General features: G+C 62.8%; 22 protein-coding genes and 1 other RNA gene. 11 read left to right on the top strand and 12 right to left on the bottom strand.

What is annotated here, in order from left to right:
* Nucleotides 1-15: 15 nt before the first annotated feature.
* The 7 genes from ACFX5Q_RS03030 to ffs all read right to left on the bottom strand — a co-directional run bounded on the left by ACFX5Q_RS03030 (nucleotide 16) and on the right by ffs (nucleotide 7,490).
* Entirely contained in the window at nucleotides 16-1,653 is a 1,638-nt protein-coding gene (locus ACFX5Q_RS03030; protein WP_404275241.1) for an ABC transporter substrate-binding protein, read from the bottom strand.
* A 248-nt stretch (nucleotides 1,654-1,901) separates the two neighbouring features.
* Nucleotides 1,902-3,173 carry a lytic murein transglycosylase gene (locus ACFX5Q_RS03025; RefSeq protein ID WP_404275239.1) on the bottom strand — a complete coding sequence of 424 codons (1,272 nt, stop codon included), beginning with the start codon at nucleotides 3,171-3,173 and terminating at the stop codon, nucleotides 1,902-1,904.
* A 24-nt stretch (nucleotides 3,174-3,197) separates the two neighbouring features.
* On the bottom strand, nucleotides 3,198-3,803 hold the full coding sequence (gene recR, locus ACFX5Q_RS03020; RefSeq protein ID WP_006199390.1) for a recombination mediator RecR: 606 nt from the start codon (nucleotides 3,801-3,803) through the stop codon (nucleotides 3,198-3,200).
* A 126-nt stretch (nucleotides 3,804-3,929) separates the two neighbouring features.
* Nucleotides 3,930-4,913 carry a cell wall hydrolase gene (locus ACFX5Q_RS03015; protein ID WP_404275237.1) on the bottom strand — a complete coding sequence of 328 codons (984 nt, stop codon included), beginning with the start codon at nucleotides 4,911-4,913 and terminating at the stop codon, nucleotides 3,930-3,932.
* Nucleotides 4,914-5,130: 217 nt separating this feature from the next.
* Nucleotides 5,131-5,454, bottom strand: coding sequence for a YbaB/EbfC family nucleoid-associated protein (locus ACFX5Q_RS03010; RefSeq protein WP_006199387.1), 324 nt, complete (start codon nucleotides 5,452-5,454; stop codon nucleotides 5,131-5,133).
* A 16-nt stretch (nucleotides 5,455-5,470) separates the two neighbouring features.
* Nucleotides 5,471-7,288 (bottom strand): DNA polymerase III subunit gamma/tau, encoded by a 1,818-nt coding sequence (locus tag ACFX5Q_RS03005; protein WP_404275235.1) that lies wholly within the window; start codon nucleotides 7,286-7,288, stop codon nucleotides 5,471-5,473.
* A gap of 105 nt (nucleotides 7,289-7,393) precedes the next feature.
* An RNA gene (gene ffs, locus ACFX5Q_RS03000) (signal recognition particle sRNA small type) lies at nucleotides 7,394-7,490 on the bottom strand.
* Between the two features lie 199 nt (nucleotides 7,491-7,689).
* Here ffs and ACFX5Q_RS02995 point away from each other — a divergent pair.
* Genes ACFX5Q_RS02995 through ACFX5Q_RS02985 form a run of 3 tightly spaced genes read left to right on the top strand, consistent with a single transcriptional unit; the run spans nucleotide 7,690 to nucleotide 9,403 of the window.
* On the top strand, nucleotides 7,690-8,109 hold the full coding sequence (locus ACFX5Q_RS02995; protein WP_404275234.1) for an HIT domain-containing protein: 420 nt from the start codon (nucleotides 7,690-7,692) through the stop codon (nucleotides 8,107-8,109).
* 39 nt (nucleotides 8,110-8,148) lie between these two features.
* Nucleotides 8,149-9,090: an NAD(+) diphosphatase gene (gene nudC, locus ACFX5Q_RS02990; RefSeq protein WP_404275232.1), complete on the top strand. Its 942-nt coding sequence runs from the start codon at nucleotides 8,149-8,151 to the stop codon at nucleotides 9,088-9,090.
* Nucleotides 9,091-9,100: 10 nt separating this feature from the next.
* The gene (locus tag ACFX5Q_RS02985) at nucleotides 9,101-9,403 is read left to right on the top strand and encodes a Dabb family protein (RefSeq protein WP_404275230.1); all 303 of its coding nucleotides are present in this window, start codon (nucleotides 9,101-9,103) and stop codon (nucleotides 9,401-9,403) included.
* Nucleotides 9,404-9,447: 44 nt separating this feature from the next.
* Here the strand turns inward: ACFX5Q_RS02985 and ACFX5Q_RS02980 are convergent, their stop codons facing one another.
* On the bottom strand, nucleotides 9,448-10,434 hold the full coding sequence (locus ACFX5Q_RS02980; protein ID WP_404275229.1) for an aldo/keto reductase: 987 nt from the start codon (nucleotides 10,432-10,434) through the stop codon (nucleotides 9,448-9,450).
* An 85-nt stretch (nucleotides 10,435-10,519) separates the two neighbouring features.
* On the opposite strand from ACFX5Q_RS02980, the gene ACFX5Q_RS02975 reads away from it, so the two are divergent.
* A complete protein-coding gene (locus ACFX5Q_RS02975) occupies nucleotides 10,520-11,362 on the top strand; it encodes a LysR family transcriptional regulator (protein ID WP_404275228.1) in 843 nt (280 codons plus the stop codon).
* 47 nt (nucleotides 11,363-11,409) lie between these two features.
* On the opposite strand, the gene ACFX5Q_RS02970 is transcribed toward ACFX5Q_RS02975, so the two are convergent.
* Entirely contained in the window at nucleotides 11,410-12,273 is an 864-nt protein-coding gene (locus ACFX5Q_RS02970) for a prephenate dehydratase (RefSeq protein ID WP_404275227.1), read from the bottom strand.
* Between the two features lie 9 nt (nucleotides 12,274-12,282).
* Nucleotides 12,283-13,011: a 3-deoxy-manno-octulosonate cytidylyltransferase gene (locus ACFX5Q_RS02965; RefSeq protein ID WP_404275225.1), complete on the bottom strand. Its 729-nt coding sequence runs from the start codon at nucleotides 13,009-13,011 to the stop codon at nucleotides 12,283-12,285.
* Nucleotides 13,012-13,202: 191 nt separating this feature from the next.
* Here ACFX5Q_RS02965 and ACFX5Q_RS02960 point away from each other — a divergent pair, with 191 nt between their 5' ends.
* From ACFX5Q_RS02960 to ACFX5Q_RS02930, 7 genes are all read left to right on the top strand, one after another.
* The gene (locus ACFX5Q_RS02960) at nucleotides 13,203-13,865 is read left to right on the top strand and encodes a c-type cytochrome (protein WP_404275223.1); all 663 of its coding nucleotides are present in this window, start codon (nucleotides 13,203-13,205) and stop codon (nucleotides 13,863-13,865) included.
* Between the two features lie 161 nt (nucleotides 13,866-14,026).
* On the top strand, nucleotides 14,027-15,904 hold the full coding sequence (locus ACFX5Q_RS02955) for an extracellular solute-binding protein (RefSeq protein ID WP_404275221.1): 1,878 nt from the start codon (nucleotides 14,027-14,029) through the stop codon (nucleotides 15,902-15,904).
* Between the two features lie 14 nt (nucleotides 15,905-15,918).
* On the top strand, nucleotides 15,919-17,781 hold the full coding sequence (locus ACFX5Q_RS02950; RefSeq protein ID WP_404275219.1) for an extracellular solute-binding protein: 1,863 nt from the start codon (nucleotides 15,919-15,921) through the stop codon (nucleotides 17,779-17,781).
* Between the two features lie 30 nt (nucleotides 17,782-17,811).
* Nucleotides 17,812-18,906 (top strand): microcin C ABC transporter permease YejB, encoded by a 1,095-nt coding sequence (locus tag ACFX5Q_RS02945; protein WP_192179111.1) that lies wholly within the window; start codon nucleotides 17,812-17,814, stop codon nucleotides 18,904-18,906.
* Nucleotides 18,906-20,045, top strand: a complete 1,140-nt coding sequence (locus ACFX5Q_RS02940; RefSeq protein ID WP_192179110.1) for an ABC transporter permease — start codon at nucleotides 18,906-18,908, stop codon at nucleotides 20,043-20,045. Before ACFX5Q_RS02945 ends, ACFX5Q_RS02940 begins: the two co-directional genes overlap by 1 nt.
* A complete protein-coding gene (locus ACFX5Q_RS02935) occupies nucleotides 20,042-21,670 on the top strand; it encodes an ABC transporter ATP-binding protein (RefSeq protein ID WP_404275218.1) in 1,629 nt (542 codons plus the stop codon). The genes ACFX5Q_RS02940 and ACFX5Q_RS02935 overlap by 4 nt, the downstream gene beginning before the upstream one ends.
* A 28-nt stretch (nucleotides 21,671-21,698) precedes the next feature.
* Nucleotides 21,699-22,640, top strand: coding sequence for a 2-hydroxyacid dehydrogenase (locus ACFX5Q_RS02930; protein WP_404275216.1), 942 nt, complete (start codon nucleotides 21,699-21,701; stop codon nucleotides 22,638-22,640).
* Nucleotides 22,641-22,650: 10 nt separating this feature from the next.
* On the opposite strand, the gene ACFX5Q_RS02925 is transcribed toward ACFX5Q_RS02930, so the two are convergent.
* Both ACFX5Q_RS02925 and ACFX5Q_RS02920 read right to left on the bottom strand, forming a co-directional pair.
* A complete protein-coding gene (locus tag ACFX5Q_RS02925; protein WP_404275215.1) occupies nucleotides 22,651-22,959 on the bottom strand; it encodes a hypothetical protein in 309 nt (102 codons plus the stop codon).
* Between the two features lie 186 nt (nucleotides 22,960-23,145).
* Entirely contained in the window at nucleotides 23,146-24,060 is a 915-nt protein-coding gene (locus ACFX5Q_RS02920; RefSeq protein ID WP_404275213.1) for a class I SAM-dependent DNA methyltransferase, read from the bottom strand.
* Between the last annotated feature and the right edge of the window lie 64 nt (nucleotides 24,061-24,124).

Genomic DNA, 24,124 nt, shown 5'->3' with positions numbered 1-24,124 from the left:
GCGCGTCCGCCAGCGTTACTCCTTGGAGACCGGGCCGACGAAGTTGGCGTCGAAGCTCGGGCCGAGCGCAAATCCCTTGAGGTTCTTGCGCAGGCCGGCCACTTCCAGCTGCTGGTGGATAACGACGAAGGGGCTGGTGTCGAGGATCTTCTTCTGCAGATCCTTGTACATGTCGGCGCGCTTGGCCGAATCCTTCTCCAGCAGCGCTGCCTCGGTTTGCTTGGTCAGGTCCGGGATGTCCCAGGCATTGCGCCAGGCGAGCGTCTTGATCTTGGCGGAGTCGGAATTGTCCGGGTTCGAGGCGAAAGTCTGGGCGTTGGAATTCGGATCGAAATAGTCCTGGCCCCACTGGCCGATATAAATGTCGTGGTTGCGGGCGCGGTATTTGGTCAGCGTCTGCTTGCCGTCACCGGGGATGATCTCGAGCTTGATGCCGGCCTGGCCCAGCGTCTGCTGGATCGATTCCGCCATGCCTGTCTCCGGCTGCTTGCTGCGCACGTCCATGGTCACGCTGAAGCCATCGGGCAGGCCGGCCTTGGCCAGCAATTCCTTGGCCTTGGCGACGTCGAGCTTGAACGGATTTTCGTCCAATTCACCGAGCACGCCCTTCGGCAGGAAGGTCTGGTGGATTTCGCCAATGCCCTTGAGGATGGTCGAGCTCAGCGCGTCATAGTCGACCAGATATTTGAAGGCCTGGCGGACCTCGGGCTTGGCGAGGTTCGGGTTCTTCTGGTTGAGGCTGATGTAGTAGACCGTGCCCTTCGGCGCGCTGGTGGTGGTGAGGTCGGCGTTCTTGGCGATGGCGTCGAGATCGTTTGGCTCGAGGTTGCGGGCAACGTCGATGTCGCCGGCCTCGAGCGCCAGGCGCTGCGCCGAGCTTTCCTTCATGTTGCGGTAGATGACACGGGCGAGCTTGGCCTTGTCGCCATTGTAATTGTCGTTGCGTTCAAGGACGACGGCCTCGTTGGCGCGCCATTCGCGCAGCTTGAACTGGCCGGAACCGGCATACCCTGTCTTCAGCCAGGCATTGCCGAAGTCATTGTCCCATTTGTAGTCGGCGCTCGGCGTCACCGCGGCGACATGTTCCTTGACCAGCTTGGCGTCGACCACCGAGGCGACGGTGGCCGACAGGCAGTTCAGCACGAAGCTCGGCGCGTAGGCCTTGTCGACGGTGAACTGGAAGGTGGTGTCGTCGACGGCCTTGGCCTTCTCGCCGACATTGTCGCCGCTGATGCCGAACTGGCTGATGATGAAGGCCGGGCTCTTGTCCAGCTTGACGGCGCGCTCGAAGGAATAGGCGACGTCGGCCGCCGTGATCGGGGTGCCGGAAGCGAATTTCAGGCCGGGCTTGAGCTTGAAGGTGTAGGTCAGGCCGTCGTCGGAAACGGTCCAGCTTTCGGCAAGATCGCCCTTGACCTTGGAGGTGTCGCTGAGGTCGAGGCGGACCAGGAGATCGTAGGTGTTGCCGGTGACCTCCGCGGTCGACAGTTCGAACGCCTCGCCTGGATCCATGGAGATGATGTCGTCGATCGCAAGACCTTCGACCAGCGTGTCGGCGGGCGTGACGGCAAACGCGGGTGCTACGAGCAGCGCGGACAGTGCCGCACCTGCAAGCAGGGCGCGTGAGCGGAGAGCAAACTTTTCCAGCATCATGGTGATCGTTCCCTGTTTTGTTGGTTTGTTGACCTGAGTTCCCGGCTCAGGATTGCAGAATTCTTTCGGGGCCGAACGACGGCCCCATGACCCTTTAGCGTCGTGGTTTTTGTCCAATTGGTCAACACCATACCCGGCGGTTTCCGAGCCGGCAACGAGGATTTGAAAGACAGCTTATTGGACCAGAATGGGCCGCAAGGGTCGACGCATATGCCGGCTAATCAATGCCGCCAATCGGGAAAAATCTGCTACTTCAGTGCCGCGACCAAGCCGGCATCCGGGAAGCAAGTTGCGGCCTGACCGTTTTTCGCCTGCCAGCTGCCGATTGAGCGGCGCGTCTTGAAGCCGGGCAGGCCGTCGGCGCTGCCGACATCGTAGCCCTCGGCCTCAAGTGCCCGCTGCAGGGCGGCGATGTCGGAGCGGTGCAGGCCGCCGACCGGCCCCCAACTGCCGGCAAAATTCGAGTCGCCATGGGCGATGCGGTCGGCGCCATGGCCGATGAACAGGGCGTAGAGGTCGCTGGTGTTGTATTCCTTCAGCACGTAGAAATTGGGCGTGACGATGAAGGCCGGGCCGCTGCGCCCGGCCGGCATCAGGAGAAAGCCCTCGGCCTTCAATTCGCTTGCCGGGAAGGCTTTCGTGCCGACGCGCCTGATGCCCATCGCCACCCATTCGGCGATCTTCTTGCCTTGGTCGGGTCCTTCGAGCGAGCAGGAGACTTTTTGCGGCACCGTCACCTCGAACCCCCAGCCGCGGTTCCTCACCCAGCCATAATGGACGAGATAGTTGGCGATCGAGGCCAGCACGTCAGGCGCCGAGTTCCAGATGTCGGGCCGGCCGTCGCCATCGAAGTCGACGGCGTGCTTCAGGAACGAAGTTGGCATGAATTGCGGCTGGCCGAGCGCGCCGGCCCAGGACGATTTCATCGCTGCGACCGGAGCCAGTCCGCGCTCGACGATCTCAAGTGCTGCCAGCACCTCGGTGCGGAAAAAATCCTTCTTCGTCGACATGAAGGCCTTGGTGCCCAGCACCTCGAAGGCGTCGTAAGGCATCTTGGCCGCGCCGAAGCCGCTTTCGCGACCCCAGATCGCCAGCAGCACCTCGCCCGGCACGCCATAGCGTTTCTCGAGCAATCCGAGCACCCGCGCATTGGCGCCCTCGCGCGTCCGTCCGCCAGCCGTGACGGCGCGAACGGTCTTTTCGGCGAAATAGGCGCCGGGCGACCCGAACTCGGACTGATGTTGTTTCTGCGGCGTCTTCGGCTTCTCGCCGGGCATCACAAGGTCGGGCAGCTTGAGGTTCGGCTTCACGCCGATGAAGGCCTCGTCGAAGGTTTTCTTGGAGATGCCCTTGGCCCTGGCCTCGGGCCAGAGGTCGTTCTGCAGCCAGGCGTAGAACTGGTCGTCGATCTTTGCCGCGGAGGCGGGGGTGACGAGGATGAGGGCAACAAGCGCTGCAAACAACGAAAGCAGAGCCAGCCTCAGAGATTGGAGTGCAATCGTTTCAGGAAAATCATCCATCACAGATCCTCCCCGCCAGTTGCGTCAAAACGCCGTCCGCGAGCGTAGCGCAGCAGCAAGCGTGCCTTCATCGAGATAATCAAGCTCGCCGCCGACCGGCACGCCATGCGCCAAACGAGTGACTTTAATTTCAAAGCCGGAAAGCTGATCGGTCAAATAGTGAGCCGTGGTCTGGCCCTCCACGGTGGCGTTGACGGCGAGGATCACCTCCTTTACCTCGCCACCCGCCACACGGTCTACCAGGGAGCGGATGTTGAGCTGTTCGGGGCCGATGCCGTCGAGCGGCGACAGCGTGCCGCCGAGCACGTGGTAGCGCACGTTCATGGCGGCTGCCCGCTCCAGCGCCCACAGGTCGGAGACATCCTCGACGACGATCAGCGTGGCGGCGTCGCGGCGCGGATCGGTGCAGATCATGCAGGGATCCGAGGTGTCGACATTGCCGCATGTGGTGCAGATGCGCACCTTGTCGGCCGCCTCGCCCATGGCGGCGGCGAGCGGCGACAAAAGCTGCTCCTTCTTCTTGATGAGATGAAGGGCGGCACGCCTGGCCGAACGGGGACCGAGCCCCGGCACCTTGGCCAGGAGCTGGATCAGGCGTTCGATCTCGGGACCGGCGATTCGCTTGGACATCGCACTGATCTAGGATTTTTCCGCGCGCTTTGAAACAGCGCAACGCCCATGCGTCCCCACGCCATACTGCCATTAGAGTCAGCCCGCCCAAAACGCCCAGCCAGGACGCTGGGCGCCGACCATTCCTTAGTAAGCTTCGAGCGGGCGGCTCTGGCTGACGATCATCGCGCCGATGGCATCGGTGTTCTCAGGCGTCGACTGGAACCCCATCGCCGCCTCTTGCGGCGCCGGGAACGAGGTGATGACCTGCTGGGGTGCGGGTCCGCCGAAACGGGAAGCGTCCGGTTCCTGCATGGGCTCCTGCATCGCCACAACGGTCTGCTTGGGCGGCGCGGATTTCACCGCCGCAGCGACGCGCGAGGATTTCGCCGGCTGCGCCACCGCTGCTGCAGTGACATAAGTTGCCTGGACGGGAACTGTCTTGTCGGCCGTCGCCCTGGCAGTCGTTGCCTTGACGGTGGTCGCTTTGACGCCGGGCAACGGCTCCGCGGAAGCAACGAGCGTCACCGGCGCAGTGGGCTCTGACTGCCGAGGCGTCACCGAGGCAACCATCGTCGTGGGCTCGTCCGGCAGCGGCTTCCAGTTGCGGCCGCGCTTCTCATAGAAGGCGTTGCCGCCCGCAACCATCGTGTAGTGCATGTTCTTGTAGGGGAAGCGCAGGCCGGCGGTGTGGAAGAACATCGTGTTCCTGAGCTTGGTCTTGCGCTCGCCCTTGAGCACCGCCTCGGCGGCTTCCTCGACATCGGGCATCGCCTTGGAGTTCATCGGCCGCGTCATCACGCCGGGGGCGAACTGGCCCTTCTCGCCAACGACTTCGCAGATGGTGTTGCCATGCTGGCCCGAGCGCAGCCGGTTCATCACCACCGTGCCGACGGCGATCATGCCGTCGCGGCTCGACCGGTTGGACTCGAAGAACATCGCCCGCTCCAGGCACTCCTTTTCCTTCGGCGTGTGGCCGTAGGCGCGTGTGCTGAGGAAGCTTGGCGTGATGGCATTGGTCAGGCTGGCGACCGACATGCCGTGCGTGGTGGTCTGGCTGCAACCGGCCAGGAACAGGGGAGAAGTGACGATGCTAAGCAGCAGCGGCGTCTTCCATCGCGTCGCGATCAACAAAAATGCCTCATTTTCAGCTGCCAGCCCGCCCCGAGATGTGGCAAGAATGAGACTCTTAACGGCAAAAAGATGGCTAAAGGATTAGCATTCGTGCAGCATAGGTAAAACTTTATAAATGCCCGGAAATGCCAGCGTGAACAAAGCCGGGGAAAGCCTTAACAACAGCCTCTGCGTCCAATTTTCGTTCATAATCAATTAACTGGTCGGAGCCGGCTCAGAACGGCAATTTCATTCCCGGCGGTATCGGCAAGCCTGCCGTCAGCGCCTTGGTCTTCTCCTGCATGACCTGCTCAACCTTATTTTTGGCGTCATTGTGGGCGGCGAGAAGCAGGTCCTCGAGAATCTCGACCTCGTCTTCCTTGAACAGCGACGGATCGATCTTCAGCGACTTCATCTCGAACTTGCCGGTCAGCGTAACACTGACCAGGCCGCCGCCGGCCTGGCCGGTGGCTTCCAGCGTGGCGATCTCGTCCTGCATGGCCTGGAACTTGGCCTGCATTTCCTTCGCCTTGCCCATCAGGCCGAGAAGATCTTTCATCGTTAGGTCCTCAGTTTCAGTTTTCTTCGTCGTCCGCCGCTGGCTCGACCGGCAGGTCGGCATCGGCATCGTCGACTTCCGGCACGTCGGGAATGCGTACGTCGATGATCTTAGCGCCGGGAAAGCGCGCCAGGATGGCGGCGACGGTCGGATCGCTCTTGGCATCGAGGAAGGCGTTTTCGCGTTTCGTCGATTCCATCTCGGCCATTGTCTGGCCGCCGGTTTCCTTCGACAGCGACACCAGCCAGTTGCGGCCGGTCCAGGCGCGCAGCTTGGTCGTCAGCTCGTTGAGCAGCATCTTCGGCGCGTCGTCGGTCAGGCTGACGTCGATGCGGCCGGGCTCGATGCGCACCAGGCGCACGCAGCGCTTGATCAGCACCTTGAAGGCGATGTCGCGATGCGTGTCGGCCAAGGCGGCGATATCGGCGAGCGATTTCACCGGAACAGCCGGCGCCTCCGCGACGGGTTCCGGCGCCGGCACGAAAGCCGCGGGCATTGGCTCGGTCTCGACCAGCCGCATGGTCTGTGCGCCACCGCCGGTCGTCGGCATGCGCGTCTGCGCAACCGCGCTGGCGCCGCCACCATTGCCGGGATTTGCGGGGGCTCCATTCGAGCGCGGCGCGCTATTGGGGACCGCTGCGGCGCCTTCCAGCGACTTCAGCGCCTCGTCCAGCGTCGGCAGGTCGGCGGCGTGCGCGAGACGGATCAGCACCATTTCGGCAGCGCTGACCGGCCGGTTGGACGACTGCACCTCGGGGATGCCTTTCAGAAGCATCTGCCATGTCCTAGACAGCACCCTGACCGACAGCGTCCCGGCGAAGTCGGTGCCGCGCCGGCGCTCATCCTCGGACAGCGAGGCGTCATCCAGCGCCGTCGGCACGAAGCGCAGCCGGGTAACCAGATGATTGAACTCGGCGAGGTCGGTGAGCACCGCGGCCGGATCGGCGCCAGTGTCGTATTGGTTGCGGAATTCGGCCAGTGCCGCCGCGACGTCGCCCTTCATGACATGCTCGAACAGGTCGACGATGCGGGCGCGGTCGGCCAGGCCAAGCATGGCGCGCACGGCTTCGGCGCTGACCGCGCCGCTGCCATGGGCGATCGCCTGGTCGAGGATGGAAAGCGAATCGCGGGCCGAGCCTTCGGCGGCGCGAGCGATCATCGCCAGCGCGTCGTCGTCAACCGCAATGCCTTCCTTGCCGGCAATGGACGTCAGATGCGCGACCAGTGCGCTGGCGTCGATGCGCCTGAGATCGAAACGCTGGCAGCGCGACAGAACCGTGATCGGCACCTTGCGGATTTCGGTGGTGGCGAAGATGAATTTGACATGCGGCGGCGGCTCTTCCAGCGTCTTCAAGAGGCCGTTGAAGGCCTGGGTGGAGAGCATGTGCACTTCGTCGATGATGTAGACCTTGTAGCGAGCCGACACCGGCGCGTAGCGGACGCGCTCGATGATGTCCCTGATGTCGTCGATGCCGGTGTGCGAGGCGGCGTCCATCTCGATGACGTCGACATGGCGGCCTTCCATGATCGCCTGGCAATGCTCGCCCAGAACGGCAAGGTCGACAGACGGCTGGTCGACGGTGGCGGTCTTGTAGTTGAGGGCGCGTGCCAGGATGCGTGCCGTCGTCGTCTTGCCGACACCGCGCACGCCGGTCAGCATCCAGGCCTGGGCGATGCGGCCGGAGGCGAAGGCATTGGTCAGCGTGCGGACCATCGGCTCCTGGCCGATCAGCTCGGAGAAATTCGAAGGCCGGTATTTGCGCGCCAGGACGCGATAGGCGCCGGCCTTGCCTGTCTGCGGACTTTCAGGCCCCAAATTTCCGGCTTCGCTCATTCGCCGTCAAAGCTCCCAGGACCGCGACGGAAGGCGGCCGATTCCTGCGCATAGTTTCGCCCGCACGGCTTGGCGCCGTCAATGTCGCGACAGAAAGGCGAAGAGGCGGGAGGCTGGAACAATGACCCGTTCCGGGCTCGTTAGGGCTGCTTCCTTCCGGACCTGACCCGGTTGGCGAGTGGATCGTCCACCACCAACCTCCCAGGCTCCATATCGGCAATTCGGCGATGAAATGCAAGGGCGCACGAGAATCGGCGCCACGAAGCCGGAAGGTTCTTCGCCCGACAGGCCTTCAAATCCGCAATACCGGCCAATGAATCGCTTGCAGCCCCCTTGCAGCCGCTCTAGCGTTCATGAGTCAAAAAAGCGCTGCAAAGCCCATAAAAATGAGGAAAACGCCGATGCTGCCGGGCCTCAAGGCCGGATTCACGCTCGACGCCAGGCTGGAGGCGGACAGCGAGCAGCTGATGTGGCTCGGCCTGTGCGAACTCAGGGTCATGAACGACCGCCGCTGGCCATGGCTGATCCTGGTGCCGCAGCGGCCGGGCGTGGAAGAAATCCACGACATGACGCCGCTCGACCAAGCCATGCTGACCTTCGAGACCAACATGGTGGCGCAGGCGCTGAAAAGGACCACCGGCTGCACAAAGATCAACACCGGCGCGCTCGGCAATATCGTGCGCCAGCTGCACGTCCATGTCATCGCGCGCTCGGAGGGCGATCCCGGCTGGCCGGGGCCGGTCTGGGGGCACGGCATGCGCGAGCCCTACCAACGCTCCGACATCCGCCGGTTTGCCCAAACGATCAAGGCGGCGTTATAAGCTGACCCCTGAGTCCATCCTGAGCAATTCTGAGTCTCCATGAGCTTCCGCCTGTTTGACGCGCCCTTGCGCGAGCCGAGCCAGTTCGTCGGCTTTGCCGGCAACACGATCGACCGGCAGTCCGAGAACCGCGCCGACGATTCCGTCGAAAAGTCGCTGGCCGACCCTTCGGCAAGGCTTTTGCTGATGCATGGCGGCCGGCTTTACCTGAAGCTGAGCGACGGTGCGTTCGACCCATGGTTCCATGTAGCCGAAAGCGGGCTGCTGCAGCCTTCCTTTGCACAAGGTGTCCTGCTCGGCTTTTCCGAGAGCGGCCCGGTGCTTGCCGTGCCGGTCGGGATAGAACCCGAGCAGCTTCCCGAAACGATCAAGGCCATCGACTACCGCTCGGTCTATATGCAAGGTCTGATCGACGAGGCGGCGGCCGGCGCGCTAGCGCAAGGCGCGGCCTTGCTGGCCTGGCATGCCAGCCATCGCTTCTGCAGCAAATGCGGCAATGAATCCGAAATGCGGGCGGGCGGCTACAAGCGGCACTGCCCGGCCTGCGGCACCGAGCATTTCCCGCGCACCGACCCGGTGGCGATCATGCTGACGGTGACGCCGGAAAAATGCCTGCTCGGTCGCGGCCGGCATTTCGGGCCGGGCATGTATTCGGCGCTCGCCGGCTTCATCGAGCCGGGTGAAACGATCGAGGCGGCGGTGCGCCGCGAAACGCTGGAAGAGGCCGGCATCCGGCTGGGCCGCGTCGTCTACCACGCCAGCCAGCCCTGGCCGTTCCCCTATTCGCTGATGATCGGCTGCTTCGGCGAACCGCTCAACGACGACATTCAGGCCGACCTCAATGAGCTCGAAGACTGCCGCTGGTTCTACCGCGACGAGGTGCGGCTAATGCTAACCCGCGAGCATGAGGGCGGCCTGATCACACCGCCGAAAGGGGCGATCGCCCACCACCTCATCCGTGCATGGGTCGATAGCGAGTAGGAGCAGAAAAATGATCCGTCATACCGTCGTGTTCACGCTGAAGCATGCGCCGCATTCGCTGGAGGAAAAGAGGTTCCTCGCCGACGCCAAGAGGATCCTCACCGCGATCAAGGGCGTCACCCATTTCGAGCAGTTGCGGCAGGTCAGCCCGAAGAACGACTATCGCTTCGGCTTCTCGATGGAGTTCGCCGACCAGGCCGCCTATACGCGGTACAACGACCACCCCGATCACGTCGCCTTCGTCCGCGACCGTTGGCTGCCGGAGGTCGAGGCGTTCATGGAGATCGACTACGTGCCGCTCGGCTGGAGCTAGGATCCCGCCCAAAGTGGCCACGCGAAGCCACAACGAAGCGGCAGCTATCGAGCGCGAAACTCACCTTCTGGCGGTCTTTGGAGAATGGTTTCGATCTCAGCCATCACGGTCTCTGACAGCGGCCCAAATTCCATCGCCGCGGCGTTCTCGACAGCCTGCCTGGGCGTTTTTGCGCCAGGGATGGGGTGAATGTCGCCACCTTTCGACAGCAGCCAGCACAAGGCCCCCTGACCGAGCGTCCGCCCACCAGTGGTGAGCAGATCGCGGATTGCATCGATCTGCCTGGTCAAGTCGTAACGGGCGCGCGAAGCTTCAAAGTATAGCTGCCAATCGGCAGGAACCGACCTGACATCGTCCGATGGAACCGACCGTCCATCCGAGAATTTCCCCGTCAACACGCCCATGGCGAGCGGCGACCGGATCAGCTGCGCCAAGCCGTTGTCACATGCGGTTTTGCAAATGGACGGCGCATCGAAGAAGACGTTCATCGCATGCTGGACCGTTGAAAAGCCGCTCCGGTCAGCGAAGGCTTCGACGCTTGGCGGAAAGTCCGTGCTCCAGCCATAGCTTCGAATATCGCCAGCCTGGACAAGTTGCTCCAGGACCTCGAACGCTGGTGCCGCATCTTCGATCGCAAGATCATTGAGGTGAAGCAACATCACGTCGATGCAATCGCGGCCCAGTCGGCGGAGGCTCTCAGCAACCGACCAGCGCACATAGTCGGGGTCGAACCTCGGGCCGGTCATCTGGCGGGAAACCCGATCGAAGGAATGGCCGAATTTCGACACGATAATTGCTTCCGAACGGCCGGCGAGCGCCTCGCCCAAAAGCTCCTCCGAGTGGCCGGCTCCATACACCGCCGACGTATCGAAGAGCCGAATTCCACCATCCCATGCCGCATGAATGGTTTCCACGGATTGGCTGTCGTCAGCGCCGGAATATCCGACCGGTGTCTCTCCTGACCAGAAGTGACCGCCGATTGCCCAGCAGCCCATGCCGATCCGCGATCCCAGGTGAATTCTCATTGCCATATCATGTTCTCCGCAGGCCACCCGGTCTTGATATGGCGCCAGACCGACCTCAGATGGGAGTCGGCAAAAATGGAGAGGGCAGTGCATGAATGAAACAGATATCGACTGGTCTGATCTGAGGATCTTTCTGGCGGTTGCGCGCGATGGGAGCCTTTCGTCCGCAGCCAAGGCTGTAGGTCAGAGTGCGGCGACGCTGAGCCGGCATGTCGTCGATCTTGAGCGGGCATTGGGCGCCGAGTTGTTCTCTCGGCTGCCATCCGGCTATGAGTTGACGGCGGCAGGTCGAGCGCTGACATCGCAGGCAGAGACCATCGAGCAACGGTTCCTGGATATCGCCAGGGAGTTCTCGCGACGAAACGTGTCGGCGCCCATCCGTGTGTCCGCCGGCACCTGGATGACCTGGTACCTGGCACGCAACATCGAAAAACTGGGGCTGAGCGACCGGAATATTGTCTTCAGCGCCGTTGAAGAGGTGCAGAGCATAGGCAGGCGCGAGGCATTGATCGGGATTCGGAACCGGAGGCCGTCCGAGCCGGGAGTTGCGGCTCGCAGGACAAAGACCGTCGCATTTGCTCCCTACGCGCATCCGAATGCGGTTCGAAAGGCTGATTGGATCGCGGCTACGGTGAACACGCCATCGGCAATCTGGGTGCGCGCCAACAGACGAGATCAAATACGCTTTGAAGTCACTCAGCCGCGCTCGCTCCTCGACCTCGCGCTTGCCGGCGCCGGCCATGTGGTATTGCCCTGCTTCGTTGGCGACGCCCACAACGATCTGGTTCGCACCGATGATGTGATCGAGGATCTGTCACATGAACAGTGGCTGGTGGTGCATGGCGATGATCGCAAATTGCCGGAGGTACGCGCGACGATCGACAGGATCGCACGGCTCATTGGTTCGGATCGATCCTTCGACGGCAAGAGCTGAGCGTGCGCAGTCCACCGACCGCGGACGATCCCGTTCAAACGAGGGAGCTAGTCGGCCACCTTCCACTGCTCGCGTGACTGGCTGGCAGGATAGACGCCGAGGATGCGCATTTCGCGCGAGAAGAAGCGCAGCTCGTCGAGCGCCAGCTTGACCAGCGGATCGTCGGGATGGCCCTCGATATCGGCGTAGAACAGCGTCGCGGTGAAGGCGCCGAGCTGATAGCTCTCGAGCTTGGTCATGTTGATGCCGTTGGTGGCGAAACCGCCCATGGCCTTGTAGAGCGCGGCCGGCACGTTGCGGACGCGGAAGATGAAGGTTGTCATCATCTTGACGTCCGGCGCCGGGCGCTCAGCCCAGTGCTTGTTCTTGGTCAGCACGACGAAGCGGGTGACGTTCGAGTCGGTGTCCTCGACATTTTTCTCGATGATATCGAGCCCGTAGAGCTCTGCGGCCAGCGCCGGGGCGAGCGACGCCATGGTGCGGTCCTTGACCTCGGAAACCAGCTTCGCCGAACCCGCCGTGTCGCCGGCGACCACCGGCTTCCAGCCATTCTTGCGGATGTATTTGCGGCACTGACCGAGCGCATGGATGTGGCTGTGCACGGTCTTGATCTCTTCGCGCTTCACACCCGGCAGCACCATCAGCTGGAAGTGGATCGGCAGGAAATATTCGCCGACGATGTGCAGCTTCGATTCCGGCAGCAGATGATGGATGTCGGCGACGCGCCCGGCGATGGTGTTCTCGATCGGGATCATGGCGAGCTCGGCCTTGCCGGTCTCGACCGCGTTGAAGGCATCCTCGAAGGTCGGGCACGGCAACGGTTCCATCGCCGGGAACATGTTGCGGGAGGCGGTGTCGGAATTGGCGCCCGGCTCGCCCTGGAAGGATATTCTGTTGGTCTTTTCAGGCATGCCCAAATCTCAGTTTGAAAGGATTTCTCTGGCGCGTTCGAGATCTTCCGGCGTGTCGACGCCGAGCGGCAGCGACTGGACGATCTCGGCGTCGATGCGCATGCCGGCTTCCAGCGCCCGCAATTGCTCCAGCCGCTCGCGCCGCTCCAGCGGCGACGGCTTCAGGGCGACGAAGCGCTCGAGCGCCGAGCGCCGATAGGCGTAAAGGCCGATGTGATGATACAGCGGCCCCTCGCCCCAGGGCGCTGTGGCGCGGGTGAAATAGAGCGCCCTGAGCCGCGTCGCCGACAGCGGCGACCCGACGATCTTGACGACGTTCGGATTGGTCTTTTCCTCGTCGCGGACGATCTCTACACCGAGCGTGGCGATGTCGACCGATGCGTTCTCGAAAGGCTTTAGCGCCGCGCCGATGATCTCAGGCTCGATCGTCGGCAGATCGCCCTGGACATTGACGATGGTTTCGACCTTGCGGTCGGGGTCGATGACGGTCAGCGCCTCGAAGATGCGGTCGGAGCCGGATTGGTGATCGTCTCGGGTCATGACCGCCTCGAAACCGTGCGAACGCACCGCTTCCGCCACGGCTTCGCTATCCGTCGCCACCACAACCCGCCCAAGCCCGGCCTCGGCGCCGCGGCGGGCGACCTGCACGATCATCGGCGCGCCGGCAATGTCGGCCAGCGGCTTGCCCGGCAGGCGGGTCGAGGCCATGCGGGCCGGGATGAGGATGAGCGTGGACATCGAGGTTGTGGGGCGTTGGAAAAGCGGATGGGAAAGTGGCAAAAGGTCTCACTGGAAGCGCCCTTATAGGTGTTGCAACGCCAGAGCAAAAGACCTAGTTTCCGCCCGATTTGACCGCCCCAGCTGGGCGGGCCACGATACCGACGGACGGAGTGGACGGTCGGTCCGCCGGAAAAGGGAGCAAGGGGCGCATGGATTCCAACGAAGTCAACAAGCTGCTCGCCGGATTCCTTGGCACCTGTTTCATCGTCTTTTCCGTCGGCATCGTCTCCGACGCGCTGTTTGCTTCGCCCGCGCCCGAAAAGCCCGGCTTCGCCATCGAGGCGACCGAGCCCGCCGAAGGCGGCGCGGCTGGCCCGGCGGCGGAAGCCAAGCCGATCGCCGATCTTTTAGCCACCGCCAATGCCGAGGCGGGCGCTGCCGTGTTCAAGAAATGCCAGGCTTGCCATACCGGCGAAAAGGGCGGCCCGAACAAGGTTGGCCCCGACCTTTGGGATCTTGTCGACCGCCCGGTGGCCGAGCATGAGGGCTTTGCCTATTCGGCCGGCATGAAGGATTTCTCCAAGGGCGGCGCCGAGAAGTGGACCTACGACAACCTCAACCACTTCCTCCTTTCGCCGAAGAAGTTCGTGAAGGGCACGGCAATGGGTTTCGCCGGCCTGGCGAAGGATGAGGACCGCGCCAACGTCATCGCCTATCTGCGTACGCTGTCCGACAATCCAAAGCCGCTGCCGGCGCCAGGTGCCGCCGCCGACGCAACCGCGCCGGCCAAGCCCGCCGAAGGTGCGGCACCGGCAGCACCGGCGCCAGCCGCTCCGGCAAAGCCGGCCGAAGGTGCAGCACCCGCCAAATAATAACGAATTTGTCATGCGGACATTCACAGAAAAGCCGGGTTCAGCCCGGCTTTTCTGTTAGGAAAACCGCATATGCGGCGACAAAGCCCGACCATTGCGGTTTTCATGGGCGTCAAATGATCTAGATTGCCTGTGGACGTGCATCGCAAAGAGGAGAACGCATGACGGTTGGCCGAACGCTTCTCAAATCCATGCTGGTCGCGACCGCCCTTGCCGGCGGCCTGCAGGCGGCCTTCTCGGATGAATGGCGCACCACCTCTTCGCTGATCGGCCCGTCCAAATACGGCGACAATTTCCAGCACTACGACTACGTCAATCCCGACGCGCCCAAGGGCGGCACCTACAACTCGGTCCAGCTTGGCACGTTCGACAGCTTCAACCCCTACATCGTGCAGGGGTCGCCGGCGGCCGGCCTCGTACCCTTCGGTGGCGGCCTGCTCTACGACACGCTGATGGATCAGGCGACCGACGAAGGCAGCGTCAGCCACCCGCTGATTGCCGACGCCTACAAATACCCGGCCGATTATTCTTCGGCGACCTATCGGCTGGATCCGCGGGCAAAATGGCATGACGGCCAGCCGATCACCGTCGACGACGTGATCTGGTCGTTCCAGGTGCTGAAGGCCAACAGCCCGCAATACAGCCGCTATTTCGAGAACGTCACCGATGCGGTCGCTGTCTCGGACCGCGAGGTCGAATTCCATTTCAACCAGAAAGGCAACCGCGAGCTGCCGAAAATCCTCGGCGACCTCGCCGTGCTGCCCAAACACTGGTGGGAAGGCACCGACGCCAACGGCAAGAAGCGCGACGTCACCAAACCGACGCTGGAAGTGCCAATCGGCTCCGCCGCCTACAAGATCGCCAGCTTCAAGCCGGGTTCGGAAATCGTCTGGCAGCGCGTGCCCGACTATTGGGGCGTCAAGCTGCCGGTGAAGATCGGCCGCGAGAATTTCGACACCCAGCGCTTCACCTACATCCTCGACGACAACGCCGCCTGGCAGGCTTTCACCAAGGGCGGATTTGACGACATCAAGCCGGAAAACAGTTCGAAGCGCTGGAAGACATTCTATGATTTTCCGGCGGTCAAGGCCGGCGATGTCATCAAGCAGGAATTCAAGACCACATCGCCCGAGCCGATGCAGGCTTTCATGCTCAACCAGAGGCGTCCGCTCTTTCAAGATCGTCTGGTGCGCGCCGCGCTGACCTATCCCTTCGACTTCGAGACGATGAACCGCACGCTGTTCTACGGTTTCAACACCCGTACCCAAAGCTATTTCCAGGGCACGGAGCTGGCCTCAAGCGGCCTGCCGCAAGGCAAGGAACTGGAAATCCTGGAAAAGTACCGCGACAAGCTGCCGCCGGAACTGTTCACGCAGGAATTCAAGCTGCCGGTCTACGATTCACCGCAAGCAGAACGGAAGTATCTGAAGCAGGCCGTCGACCTGTTCGCCAAGGCCGGTTGGGTGATCAAGGGCGGCAAGATGGTCAACGCCAAGACCGGTGAGCCGTTCAAGTTCGAGATCCTCGGCACGAACGACACGGACCAGGTCATCTCCAGCCCGTACATCGCCAATCTGCGCAAGATCGGCGTCGACGCTACGCTACGAATGATCGACCAGACCCAGTACATCAACCGCGTCAACCATTTCGATTACGACGTCGTCATCGGGCAGCTTGGGCAGTCGGAATCACCTGGGAATGAACAGCGCGACTTCTGGAGCTCGAAGGCCGCCGATACGCCGGGATCGCGCAATTACTCCGGCATCAAGAACCCGGTCGTCGACGCCCTTGTCGACCGCATCATCTTCGCCACCGACCGGGACGATTTGGTCGCGGCCACCCATGCGCTCGATCGGGTGCTTTTGTGGAACTACTATGTCGTGCCGCAATACTATCGGGCCGTTGTGTGGCTCGCCTATTGGAACAAGTTCGGCATTCCGGAAAAGCAGCCGGGTTACAGGGGTGCCGACACCGATTCCTGGTGGATCGATCCCGAGAAGGAAAAGGCGCTGGCCGCGAAATACAAGGGCAGCAATTGATGGGGCGGCAATTTATGGCGACCCGCCGCGACGTCCTGGCGCTTAGCGCCGCGGCCAGCGCGGCGGCGCTGCTGCCCGGCCGCGCCTTCGCCGCCATTCCGACCGGCGTCAAGATGCACGGCCTGTCGGCTTTCGGTGACCTCAAATACAAGCCTGATTTTGCCCATTTCGACTATGTCAATGTCGATGCGCCGCAAGGCGGCACCTTCAACTTCTCGCCGCCCAACTGGGGCTATAATCAGAACACAGAGACCTTCAACACGCTGAATTCCTTCACACCGAAGGGCGACGCGCCGCCACGCATGGGGATGTGCTTCGATTCGCTGATGGCCAGGGCGCTGGACGAGCCGGACGCCATCTACGGCCTGATTGCCGACGGCGTGACCATTTCGGACGACCGCAAGAACTTCGAATTCTCGCTCCGGTCCGAGGCGCGCTTCCACGACGGCACGTCGCTGACCGCCGAGGACGCGGCCTTTACCTTCAAGCTGTTCAAGGAAAAGGGTCATCCCGACCTGTCATTGTCGCTGACGCATCTGGAGGATGCGGTCGCTGTCGATCCGCGCACGCTCAGGCTTAGCTTTTCCGGCAAGCACTCCGTTCGCACCATCCTCAACGTCGCCGAATTCCCGATCCTGTCGAAGGCCTTCTACAGCGCTAATCCCTTCGATTCCTCGCAACTGAACCCTCCGCTCGGCTGCGGCGCCTACAAGGTCGGGCGGTGGTCGGCGGGGTCGTGGATCGAATATGAACGTGTCGCCGACTATTGGGGCAAGGATCTCCCGGTCAATCGCGGCCAGAACAATTTCGATCGCATCCGCATCGAGTTCTACCAGGACCGCACCGCCGGTTTCGAGGCTTTCAAGAAGGGCGAGATCCTCTACCGGGAGGAGTTCACCTCGCGGGTCTGGGCGACGGCCTATGACTTTCCGGCCTTCACTGCCGGCAAGGTGGTCAAGCACGAATTTCCCGCTGAAACAGTCCCTTCCATGCAGGCCACCGCCGTCAACCAGCGGCGCGAGCAGTTTCGCGACGCGCGTGTGAGGCAGGCGATTGCGCTCTGCTTCGACTTCGAATGGACACGGCGCAACTTCTTCTACGGTTCCTACGAGCGCTCGCAATCCTGCTTCGAGAAGTCGGACTATCGCGCCGAAGGCATGCCTTCGCCTGAAGAACTCGCTCTGCTGGAGCCGCTGCGTGACAAGCTGCCGCCGAAGACCTTCGGCGAGGCGGTGACGCAGCCTGCCTCGGACGGCTCAGGGCGGGATCGCAAGATGCTGGGGAAGGCCGCGAAACTTCTCGCCGAGGCAGGCTGGAAACGTTCCGGCGATTTCGCTGTCAACGAAAAGGGCGGGCGGCTGTCAGCCGAATTCCTCGTCGACGACGACACCTTCGTGAAGGTCTATTCGCCCTGGATCGCCAACATGAGGGCGGTCGGCATCGACGCCACGATAAGACTGGTCGATCCAGCGCAATATCAGCTCAGGCAGTCGACCTTCGATTTCGACCTGATCTCGGTCGCCTTCTCGTTTTCGGCGACACCGACTCGAGATGATCTCGAAATCTTCTTCCATTCGAGCACGGCGACAGTGTCCGGGTCGCGCAATCTTCCCGGCATATCGAGCCCCGCCATCGACGTACTGATCGACGCGGTTGGCGCCGCCAAGGACCGCGAAAGCCTGACCGTTGCAATGCGGGCACTCGATCGGGCCTTGCGTGCGCGGCGCGATTGGATTCCAAGTTGGTTCCTGGCGAATCACCGAAGCGCCTATTGGGACATGTTCGGCTTTCCCGAGCAAAAACCCGATTTCGGCTTTCCGGTCGAAGCGCTGTGGTGGTTCGACAAGGGCAAGGCGGCAAAAATTGGCAAAGCCTGACATTCCAGTTCGCGCAGGGCCGGCAGCCTGATGGGCGCCTATATACTCCGCCGCATCCTTCTGATGATCCCGACACTGTTCGGCATCATGGCGATATCGTTCGCCGTCATCCAGTTCGCGCCCGGCGGGCCGGTCGAACAGGTCATCGCCAGGCTGACCAACCAGGGTGGCAGCGACCGGCTCGGTGGTGGCGGTGGCGATGCCAGCGGCAGCAATGTCGATGTGGCCGGAGACGTCAGCTCGAAATATCGCGGCGCGCAGGGGCTCGACCCCGAATTCATCAAGAAGCTGGAAAAGCAGTTCGGCTTCGACAAGCCGCCGCTCGAGCGCTTCGGCATGATGCTGTGGAACTATGCGCGCTTCGATTTCGGCGACAGCTATTTCCGAGACATTTCGGTGCTCGACCTGATCCTGGAAAAGATGCCGGTGTCGATTTCGATCGGATTGTGGATCACGCTTCTGTCCTACCTGATCTCGATCCCGCTCGGCATCCGCAAGGCGGTCAAGGACGGCTCGACCTTCGACGTCTGGACCAGCGGGGTGGTGATCGTCGGCTATGCCATTCCCGGCTTCCTGTTTGGCATCATGCTGATGGTGCTGTTTGCCGGCGGATCCTTCTGGGACTGGTTTCCGTTGCGCGGCCTCACCTCCGACAATTGGGATCAGCTGTCCTGGTCAGGCAAGATCGTCGACTATTTCTGGCACATGACCTTGCCGCTGACGGCGCTGGTGCTGTCGGCCTTCGCGACGACGACACTTTTGACCAAGAACTCGTTCCTCGAGGAGATCCGCAAGCAGTATGTGGTGACCGCGCGCGCCAAGGGCCTGTCGGAGCGGAAGGTGCTCTACGGCCATGTCTTCCGCAACGCCATGCTGATCGTCATCGCCGGCTTCCCCGGCGCCTTTATCTCGGCCTTTTTCACCGGCTCTCTGCTGATCGAGAACATCTTCTCGCTCGACGGCCTCGGCCTGCTCGGCTTCAGGTCGGTGGTCGAGCGCGACTATCCGGTGGTGTTCGCCAATCTCTATATCTTCTCGCTGCTTGGCCTGTTCGTCGGCCTGTTGTCGGACCTGATCTACACCTGGGTCGATCCGCGCATCGATTTCGAGCGGAGAGACGTCTGATGGCAGAGGCCGCTGCCGGCACGGCGCCGGAACGGATCGCCCGGCCCTGGCTGTCGCCGCTCAACAAGCGGCGCCTGCAGAACTTCAGGGCCAACCGGCGCGGCTACTGGTCGCTGTGGATCTTCCTGTTCCTGTTCGTGCTGTCGCTGTTTTCCGAATTGATCGCCAACGACAAGCCGATCATCGCTTCCTACAAGGGCGAGATCCTGTTTCCGGTTCTGGTCGCCTATCCGGAAGAGAAGTTCGGCGGATTCTACGCGGTCACCGATTATCGCGATCCGGTCATCCAGGACGAGATCAACGCCAATGGCTGGATGATCTGGCCGCCGGTGCGCTACTCCTACCAGACCGTCAACAACGCCATCCCGGAGGCAGCACCCGCCAAGCCTTCCTGGCAATATGACGCCACGAAGCGCTGCAGCCAGTATCCACAAGGTGCTGCCGACCCCAATTGCATCGTCGGCAACTGGAACTGGCTGGGCACTGACGACCAGGCGCGCGACGTGCTGGCGCGCGTGATCTACGGGTTCAGGATCTCGGTGCTGTTCGGCCTGATCCTGACCTTCGGTTCGGCGCTGATCGGCGTCGCGGCCGGCGCCGTGCAAGGCTATTTCGGCGGCTGGACCGACCTTCTGTTCCAGCGCTTCATCGAAATCTGGTCGGCGATCCCGGTGCTCTATCTGCTGCTCATCGTCGCCGCCATCCTGCCGCCCGGCTTCTTCATCCTGCTTGGGCTGATGCTGTTGTTCTCCTGGGTGGCGCTGGTCGGCGTGGTCAGGGCCGAGTTCCTGCGCGCTCGCAACTTCGAATATGTCAACGCGGCGCGCGCGCTCGGCGTGCGCAACCTCACCATAATGTTCCGCCATCTTTTGCCCAACGCCATGGTGGCGACGCTGACCTTCCTGCCGTTCCTGCTCAGCGGATCTATCTCGACGCTGACCTCGCTCGATTATCTCGGCTTCGGCCTGCCGCCCGGCTCCGCCTCGCTCGGCGAATTGCTAAAGCAGGCGCAGCGCAACCTCAACGCGCCATGGCTCGGCATTTCCGGCTTCGTCGTCATCTCGCTGATGCTGTCGCTGCTGGTCTTCGTCGGTGAGGCGACGCGCGACGCCTTCGACCCGCGCAAGACGTTCAAATGAGCGACGCCCTGCTCTCCGTCCGCGGCCTCAGCGTCGCCTTCGCGCAAGGTGGCAGCCAGTCGATGGCCGTCGACCACATCTCCTTCGACATCGCCAAGGGCGAGACGGTGGCGCTGGTCGGCGAGTCCGGCTCCGGCAAGTCGGTCTCGGCGCTGTCGGTTCTGAAGCTGCTGCCCTATCCGAGCGCCAGCCACCCGTCGGGAAAGATCCTGTTCCATGGTGCCGACCTGCTTGCCATGGGCGAGAAGCAGCTTCGCCAGGTGCGCGGCAACAAGATCACCATGATCTTCCAGGAGCCGATGACCTCGCTCAATCCGCTGCACACGATCGAGCAGCAGATCGTCGAAGTGCTGAAGCTGCACCAGGGCCTCGGCGACCGCCAGGCCAGGGCACGCACCCTGGAACTGCTCAACGAGGTCGGCATCCGCGAGCCGCAGAAGCGGCTCGACGCCTATCCGCACCAGCTGTCTGGCGGCCAGCGCCAGCGCGTCATGATCGCCATGGCTTTGGCCAACGAGCCGGAGCTTTTGATCGCCGACGAGCCAACGACGGCGCTCGACGTCACCGTGCAGGCGCAGATCCTCGAACTGCTGGCGGGGCTGAAGAGCCGCAAGGGCATGTCGATGCTGTTCATCACTCACGATCTCGGCATCGTCAGGAAGATCGCCGACCGGGTCTGCGTGATGACCAAGGGCAAGATCGTCGAGACCGGACCGACCAAGGATATCTTTGCGAACCCGCAGCACGCCTATACCAAGCATTTGCTGGCCGCCGAGCCGAAGGGCAAGCCGCCGGCCGCCAACGCGACCGCCAAGCCGGTGATGACGGGCAGCGACATAAAGGTCTGGTTTCCGATCAAGAAGGGCTTCTTCCGCCGCACCGTCGACAATGTGAAGGCGGTCGACGGCATCGACGTCACCGTGCGCGCCGGTCAGACGCTCGGCGTCGTCGGCGAATCCGGCTCGGGCAAGACGACACTCGGCCTGGCGCTGGCCAGGATGATCTCGTCGACCGGAACCATCCAGTTCAACGGTCGCGACATCAACCAGCTGTCCTTCAACGCCATGCGGCCGCTCCGGCGCGAGTTGCAGATCGTCTTCCAGGATCCGTTCGGCTCGCTCAGCCCGCGCATGTCGGTGTCCGAGATCATCGAGGAAGGGCTGAAGATTCACGAGCCGAAACTGTCGCCGGACCAGCGTGACGAGCGCGTCGTCGACGTATTGAAGGAGGTTGGGCTCGATCCGGCCACCCGCAACCGCTATCCGCACGAATTCTCCGGCGGCCAGCGTCAGCGCGTCGCCATCGCGCGCGCCATGGTGCTCAACCCTCGCTTCGTCATGCTGGACGAGCCGACCTCGGCGCTCGACATGAGCGTTCAGGCGCAGGTCGTCGACCTGCTGCGCAGCCTGCAGGCCAAGCATGATCTGGCCTATCTGTTCATCAGCCACGATCTGAAAGTCATCCGCGCGCTTGCCAACGACGTCATCGTCATGCGCAATGGCCAAATTGTCGAAGCCGGGCCTTCCGAACAGATTTTTGGAAACCCGCAAACCGACTATACTCGGGCGCTGATATCGGCCGCGTTCAGAATAGAGACCGCGCCGGCCGGCATCGTCAGCGAGTAGGCTGAAGCAACAGGGAAAACATCCGCAGATGGAAAAAGGCCGTATCCTGCTTGCCGTCACCGGCTTTCATCCGCAGCGCTGGCGCGAGCTGCTGTCGGCCGAGCGCGAGGTCGTGCTCGAGCCGGACGGGGCCAGCGATCCCTCGATCAGCTACGCGGTGGTGTGGAAGCAGAAGCCGAACCTCTTGTCGAAACTGCCCAATCTGCGCGCCATCTTCTCGATCGGCGCCGGCGTCGACCATATCTTCGCCGACCCAGGCCTGCCGGACGTGCCGATCGTCAAGGTCGTCGCCGACAACCTCACCCAATACATGACCGAGTATGTCGTCTGGCGCGTGCTCGACCATCACCGTCAGGGCGCGCTCTACCGCGCGCAGCAGCGGAAGAAAACCTGGCATGAGCCGCCGCAGCGGCCGGCCGGCGACATCTCCGTCGGCATCATGGGGCTCGGCAATCTCGGCCGCGCGGCGGCCTCGGTGCTTTTGTCGCTCGGCTTTGCCGTCAATGGCTGGTCGCGCAGCGAGCACCCGATGAAGGGCGTGTCCACCTATGCGGGCGATGCCGGGCTGATCCCGTTCCTCAACGCCACGGACATGTTGGTGGTGCTCTTGCCGCTAACCGCCCAGACGCAAGGCATCGTCAACTACAATCTCCTGAAGGAGCTCAGGAAGCGCAACGGCCTCGGCGGCTCGGTGCTGGTCAATGCCGGGCGCGGACGGCTGCAGAAGGACGCAGACATCTTGCGCGCGCTGGAGGATGGGACGCTGAAGGAAGCCAGCCTCGACGTGTTCGAGGTCGAGCCGCTGCCCAAGACCAGCCCGCTTTGGGCGCATCCAAAAGTGTTCGTCACGCCGCATGCGGCGGCGACGTCCGACCCTGTCCATCTGGTGCCGATCATGCTGCGGCAGATGGCGGCTTACGAGCGCGGCGAAAAACTAGAGAATCTGGTGGATCGCAAGGCGGGTTACTGAGGCTTCGCCTTCAACCAGTTTTAGCGCCCGGCAGGGCGAAGGTTTCTTTCTTCTTCGGCTTGCCGCAGTCGCGGCGCTCGATCGACCGGCTCATGGCGTCGATCTCGCCGCTGGCCTTGTCGCTATCGCGCTTGGCCTTGGAGCGCATGTCGGGCGTGAACGGGCCGAAGCCCATCGCGGGATTGGAGAAGGTCGGCTTCGCGGTCGTCGGAAGCTTGTATTGCTGCGCCAACCCATTGCGCTGCGCCAGCAACTGGTCGCAAGGCACGTTGTCATATTGCAGCGAGGACTGGACATTTTCGTCCTGGCGTTCCGCCATCGAAGTGCCACCAACGCAACCGGCCATTGCCAGGCAAGATGCCAAAACCACCAAGTTCCAGCGCATGGGATCTGCTCCGTATCGAGTATGGCCTTCGCCCACAAATCAGCCCGTTTCGCGAGCCGGCACGAGTGATGCAGGCGCGGACCGAAAAAACATAATCACATTTTCAAACAGGAAAAGACGTCAGGTGTTGGCCGGCAGCGCCGCCACGACGGCGAGCCCTTCGACCGGCTGGCTGCGATCCAGCCGGATCACGGTAGGGTCCATCGACAGGACCGAAAAGCCGTTGGCTGCCAGAACCTGCCCGACATAGGCGTGCGAATGCGCGTAGCGGCGTGACGGCTGCAGCGCGAACCCGCCTTCGCCCACCAATGTCTCGACGGAGAAGGCAAACAGGCCGTCGCCGGCAAGCAGGCCGGCGATCCTGCCGATCACGCGCTCGAGCGCGCCGACATAGATGAACACATCGGCCGCCACCACCAGGTCGGCTTTCCGCCCGGCATAGGAAAAGTCCTGCAAATCCGCCTTGGCGAGCAGATCATAGACGCCCTTTGCGCGTGCCTTCTTGAGCATGGCGGCGGAGATGTCGTAGCCCTCCAGCCGGTCGGCCACCGGCCGCAGCCTCTGCCCCATCAGGCCGGTGCCGCAGCCGAGATCGAGTACCAGCCGGAAACGTCCCGGCCTCGCTCTCCGGACGGCCTGGTCGAGAAAGTCGGGCAGCCGGTAGCCGAGCTTGTCGACCAGCGACTCCTCGAAGCTTTCGGCATAGTGGTCGAACAGCATTTCGACGAAGGCGCTGGGCGGTGCCCTGGCGGAGGGCGCCTTGCCGATCAGTTGCAACTTCAGCGCGGCACCCAGCCGGTCCGTCGGCTCCAGCGTCAGCGCCATGGTCCAGGCTTGCGCGGCCTTGTCGGGTGCGGCCGCCTCGTGCATCTCACCGAGACGGAACCAGCCGGCCGCCCATTGCGGCGCCAGTTCCAGCGCGCCAAGCAGCAGTTCGGCCGCCGCTGCCGGCTCGCCGGAGGCGTAAAGCATCTCGGCGAAGTCGGCGCGACGGTCTGCGGTCAAGTCGCCGGACGTGGCCTGGAACGGTTTCATGGCGAAAGGATCCTGCCGGCAGGATATAATCGGCCGCTGGCTGTAGGATGAGTCAGCAGTCTCT

Origin of the sequence: Mesorhizobium sp. IMUNJ 23033 (assembly GCF_044778005.1) — a bacterium.
GTDB lineage: Bacteria > Pseudomonadota > Alphaproteobacteria > Rhizobiales > Rhizobiaceae > Mesorhizobium > Mesorhizobium amorphae_A.
Note: the sequence above shows the minus strand (reverse complement) of the source record. Positions and strands in the feature narration are given on the sequence as shown.